The 1,883-nt window shown below is 64.5% G+C and carries 2 protein-coding genes; both read right to left on the bottom strand.

What is annotated here, in order from left to right:
- The coding region (locus EOC06_RS36575; RefSeq protein WP_206631346.1) for a Gfo/Idh/MocA family protein at positions 1 to 1,123 on the bottom strand (1,123 nt) is incomplete at its 3' end.
- A gap of 35 nt (positions 1,124 to 1,158) precedes the next feature.
- Positions 1,159 to 1,883 (bottom strand): ABC transporter ATP-binding protein (locus tag EOC06_RS36570; RefSeq protein WP_128310071.1); only part of this gene is annotated, 725 nt, incomplete at its 5' end.

Genomic DNA, 1,883 nt, shown 5'->3' with positions numbered 1-1,883 from the left:
GGCCAGGAATGGTGCGCTTGGCGATCGCCGTGCCGCCGGACCGCAAAGGCCGGCCGGAGATGGTGTTGGTACGCTGCTGGGCTTTCTCGATCCCGTATTCGAGGCCGGCGGCCGCCCGCCATTTGTCCAGCACACGCAAGGTGCCGAGGCTTTCCGCCCATGCCATGCCAGGCCAGGCGAATTCTTGGCCGCCGGCGCGGATGGCCTCGCCGGCTGCGTCGACCTCGAAGGAATAGACATGGCGCTTCTCGTCGACGCTGATGGTCTCGCGCGCGCCGGTGGATGCGATGATGTCGATCCGGCCGAGGCCGACGTCGCGGTTGCCGCCGGCGAACCAGAAGTCCGGCACTTCGATACGGCCCTTTGTGCCCAGGATGCGCAGCACATTGTCCTGGTTGAGCGAAATGCTGCAGGAGACTTCGGCGACAATGCCGCCTGGGAAATGCAGCAGCGCCGAGGCCCATTCGTCGACGCCGGACTGGCCCAGATGGGCGGTGCCGACCACCTTGTCCGGCTCAGCGAAAGGTTGTCCGAGCGCCGCGCCGGCAATCAGCCGAACCATCGAGACGGGATAGCCGCCGACATCGAGAATGCCGCCGCCGGCGAGATCGTTGGCATAGAGCCGGTGCTGCGGCATGAAGCCCGGCATGGCGAAGCCGAAGCTCGATTTGATCATCCTGATCTCGCCGATGACACCGGACCTGATCAGGTCCACCAGCTTCTTGGTCTGCGGGTGCAGCCGGTACATGAAGGCTTCGCCGAGGAATGTGCCGGCCTTGCGTGCGGCATGCATCATGGCGTCGGCTTCGAAGGCGGTCAGCGCAAGCGGCTTTTCGCACAGCACATGCTTTCCGGCCTCGGCCGCCTTGATCGCCCATTGCGCATGACCGGGATGCGGTATCGAAATGTAGATGGCATCGATGTCGGGATCGGCGAGCAGCGCGTCGTAGCCGTCGAGAATGCGGGCGCCGGGAAAACTCTCGGCGAGGCCGGGCTTGGCGGGATTTCGCGCGCCGATGGCGACCAGCTTTCCGGTGCGCGAAGCGGCCACGCCACCGGCAAAGGACTGGGCGATGCTGCCCGGGCCGAGGATGCCCCAGCGAATGGGCGTGGTTGCGGTCATTGTCATTCTCCTTGAAGGCTGGAAAGGGCCGGCGGTCAGCGCAGCCGCAGTCCTTTTTCGTCGAACAGGTAGGATTTGCGGATGGAAACGGTGATCTCTGATGTGTCGGGAACCTTCGTCGCGTCGCGCTGGATCACCACGTCGTCACCGTTGGCCGTTCTGGCGTAGAGGAAACTTGTGCCGCCCAGGTGCTCGACCACGTCGATGGCAACCACGAGGTCGGCGTCGCCCTCTCCGGCATTGCCGAAATGTTCGGGCCGCACGCCGACAATGACCTTGCTGCCGATTTTTGGGCTGCCCATTTCAGGTGCAGCGCCGGTCAGCGGTTGCGTGATGCAGGTCTTCTCCTGACCCGCCAGCTCGACCACGACACCACGCGCATCGTGCCCGACGACCCGGCCTTTGATGAAGTTCATTTTCGGCGAGCCGACAAAGCCCGCGACGAACTGATTGTCGGGGTTGTCGTAGAGATCGAGCGGCCGGCCGATTTGCTCGATATGGCCGGCGCGCATCACGACGATCCTGTCGGCGAGCGTCATCGCTTCGGTCTGGTCGTGCGTGACATAGATCATTGTCGTGCCGAGCTCCTTGTGCAGCCGGGAGATCTCGACGCGCATCTGGACGCGCAATTCGGCGTCGAGGTTGGAGAGCGGCTCGTCGAACAGGAACACCTGCGGTTCGCGCACGATGGCGCGGCCGATGGCGACGCGCTGGCGCTGTCCGCCGGAGAGTTTTTTCGGGCGCCTGTCCATCAATTCGC

It is taken from the genome of Mesorhizobium sp. M7A.F.Ca.MR.362.00.0.0 (assembly GCF_004023175.1).
In the GTDB taxonomy this organism is placed as follows: domain Bacteria; phylum Pseudomonadota; class Alphaproteobacteria; order Rhizobiales; family Rhizobiaceae; genus Mesorhizobium.
This window is presented reverse-complemented; position numbering and strand designations above follow the sequence as displayed.